This window comes from Bradyrhizobium sp. STM 3809 (genome assembly GCF_000239795.1).
Lineage (GTDB): Bacteria > Pseudomonadota > Alphaproteobacteria > Rhizobiales > Xanthobacteraceae > Bradyrhizobium.
In genome coordinates this window covers 1-2,622 of sequence record NZ_CAFJ01000372.1, presented here as the reverse complement: position 1 = coordinate 2,622, position 2,622 = coordinate 1, and the positions used below count along the sequence as shown (strand labels likewise).

Genomic DNA, 2,622 nt, shown 5'->3' with positions numbered 1-2,622 from the left:
ATCGCCTTCTCCGCCGGCGAGACCTGCTGCTGGTTCTCCTCCGGCTTGATCACGATGCCGTCCGGCTTGGTGTCGGGCGCGGCGGGCTTCGGCGCCTCCTCCTTCTTCTCCTTCGGCTCGCCGTGGGTCGAGCCGGTGACGATGTCATTGTCCTCGCGCCCCGGATAGCCCAGGTTCTCCTGGGCCCAGGACCGCTTGGAGGATTGCGGGTCGTAGTCGAACACGTAGCCGCCATCGATCACGAGGCCGGCCACCTTCAGGACCGCAAGGCAGGCCACCGCGATCAGGACAACGGGAATGACGCGGATGTTACGGAACGCATTCATGCGGCGAGGCCACCGGTCCTTCGACGTTCAGAGAAGGCCTGCGCGGCCGCGGCCACCGCCTTGGCGCCGGAGACTCGCACCGGTTCGGTCGTGATCGCGGGCACAGGCGCGGGTGCCGGCTCGGGCGCGGCTTCCGGCGCGGTGATCGGACGCGCAGCGCTCGCGATCCGCGACAGCCGGCGTACCACGCCGTCGCTCTCGGCGAGCTGCTTGCGCAGCTGATCCGACATCTGGGTCGCGGCGGCGAGCTGATTGCCGAGATTGTCGTTGACGTCGCGCACCGCGAGCTTCAGCCCGCCGATCGCGCGCTCGGCGATCTCGGTCGCGGTGATCAGCTCGGCGATGACGGCCTTGAGCGAATGCTCGTCGGCCTTCAGGCGCTTCAGCCGGCTGTTCAGCAGCATGCAATAGCCGATGGTCAAGACCAGCAGGACCGCCACCAGGCTTTCGATGATCAATCCGAGCGAGTGGTTCATTGGGCCTCCATCATCTTGTTCTGGCTTTCGGCGCCTTCGAACATCGCAAGCGTCGTATGCGGCTTGCGCAAATTCTTGGTGACACGGATCGCGACGCGGTCGCCGACCCGGCCCATGCGTCCCTCCGTCAGCATCGTGTTGCCGCAGCGGACCGCGACCAGCGCATCCGGGCGGATGTCGAGCGGCAGGGTGTCGCCGACCTTCAGCCGCATCAATTGCTTCAGCGGCACGTCGGCCTCGTAGAGCACCGCGTCGACGGCGACCTCGGCCCTGGCGATCTCGGTGGCGAAATGGCCTTCCCAGACCGGATCGCGACCGAACTTCTCGCCCATGAACATCTGCAACAGCACCGGCCGGATCGGCTCGATCGTCGCGTAGGGCAGCAGCAGCTCGATATTGCCGCCGCGGTCTTCCATGTCGATCCGCAGCTTCACCAGGATCGCCGCGTTGGCGGGCCGGCTGATCGCCGCGAAGCGCGGATTGGTCTCGAGCCGGTCGATGGTGAAGCGCACCGGCGACAGCGGCCGGAACGCCTGCTCGGCGTCGGCCAGCACCACCTCGATCAGGCGCTTGACGAGATTGGTCTCGATCGTCGTGTAGGGGCGGCCCTCGACGCGGAGCTGGGTGTTGCCGCGGCGGCCGCCGAGCAGCACGTCGATGATGGAATAGATCAGCGTCGAGTCGACCATCGCGAGGCCGAAATTCTCCCACTCCTCGGCCTTGAAAACGGAGAGCACGGCCGGCAGCGGGATCGAGTTCATGTAGTCGCCGAAGCGCACCGAAGTGATGCGGTCAAGCGAGACTTCGACGTTGTCGGAGGTGAAGTTGCGCAGCGACGTCGTCATCAGCCGCACCAGGCGGTCGAAGACGATTTCGAGCATCGGCAGGCGCTCGTAGGACACCATCGCCGAATCGATGATGGCGCGAATGCCGGAATGGTCGTCGAGATTGACCTCGCCTGCGGTGAAGCCGAGGAGATTGTCGATCTCCTCCTGCGACAGCACCCGCTCGCCGCCGTTCTTGGTGGCGCCGAAATCGCGGCTGCCGTCCTCGACCATCGCGGCCCATTGCAGGGCCATCGATTCCGTGAGTTCGTTAGCTGCTGCGGCTTCCGCGGCCTCCGCGGGATCCTCCGAATCGAGCGAGGCTTCCCATTGCGCGGCTATCGCATCTTGGTCGACTGGATCGTTGCCTGCCATGATCTTGCGCGTCCGTGCCTTACTGAATCACGATTTCCTTGAACAACACCGCGTTGACCTGGTTGGGCGCCAGCGCGACGTTGACCCGCTTGGTGAGCTCCTCCTTGAGCCTGAACAGGCCCGCCGAGCCGTTGAGGTCGCTCGGCCTGAGCTCGCGCAAATACGTCTGGAAGATGTCCGTGACGCGCGGCAGCGTCGGCTTGATGTGCTCGATCTGCTTCTCCTCCTTCACCTCGAGCACGATCTTCACCTTCAGGTACTGGACGCGATCGCCGGGATTGCCGACCAGGTTGACCAGGAGATCGGGGACCTCGACGAAGGCCGGCGGCTTCGGCGCCGGCGCCGCCTCGGCATGATGCTCGTCCTTCTTCTGGCCGAAGAAGAAGAAATAGGACGCGCCGCCGACGCCGAGCAGCGCCAGCGCACCGACGATCATGATGATCAGCTTGAGCTTGCTCTTCGGCGAGCCGACTTGCTCCTCGCCTTCGCCTGCTCCGCCTTCGTTCTCAGCCATGGCCTTCGGTGTCCCCAGACAAAATCACGGGAAGCCAACCGATGCCGCCAGAAAGCTCGATGACGCGAAACCAACGCTCCCAGCGCATCTGCGCTTCGTTTAGGGAA

At 65.0% G+C, this 2,622-nt stretch carries 3 protein-coding genes and 1 pseudogene; all 4 read right to left on the bottom strand.

Annotated features, from left to right (window positions below; genetic code table 11):
* Nucleotides 1–326, bottom strand: a pseudogene (locus BRAS3809_RS19215) (flagellar protein FlbB); the annotation flags it as partial.
* Nucleotides 323–802 (bottom strand): DUF6468 domain-containing protein, encoded by a 480-nt coding sequence (locus BRAS3809_RS19210; RefSeq protein ID WP_008963730.1) that lies wholly within the window; start codon nucleotides 800–802, stop codon nucleotides 323–325. The gene BRAS3809_RS19210 and the pseudogene BRAS3809_RS19215, both read right to left, overlap by 4 nt.
* Nucleotides 799–2,001, bottom strand: coding sequence for a flagellar motor switch protein FliM (gene fliM / locus BRAS3809_RS19205; protein WP_008963729.1), 1,203 nt, complete (start codon nucleotides 1,999–2,001; stop codon nucleotides 799–801). The genes BRAS3809_RS19210 and fliM overlap by 4 nt, the downstream gene beginning before the upstream one ends.
* Before the next feature lie 19 nt (nucleotides 2,002–2,020).
* Nucleotides 2,021–2,515 (bottom strand): flagellar basal body-associated protein FliL, encoded by a 495-nt coding sequence (fliL, locus tag BRAS3809_RS19200; RefSeq protein WP_008963728.1) that lies wholly within the window; start codon nucleotides 2,513–2,515, stop codon nucleotides 2,021–2,023.
* Between the last annotated feature and the right edge of the window lie 107 nt (nucleotides 2,516–2,622).

What these genes read in the sequence shown, in the direction of transcription:
- BRAS3809_RS19210 (WP_008963730.1), bottom strand. Translation starts at nt 802, where the DNA reads ATGAACCACTCGCTCGGATTGATCATCGAAAGCCTGGTGGCGGTCCTG.
- fliM (WP_008963729.1), bottom strand. Translation starts at nt 2,001, where the DNA reads ATGGCAGGCAACGATCCAGTCGACCAAGATGCGATAGCCGCGCAATGG.
- fliL (WP_008963728.1), bottom strand. Translation starts at nt 2,515, where the DNA reads ATGGCTGAGAACGAAGGCGGAGCAGGCGAAGGCGAGGAGCAAGTCGGC.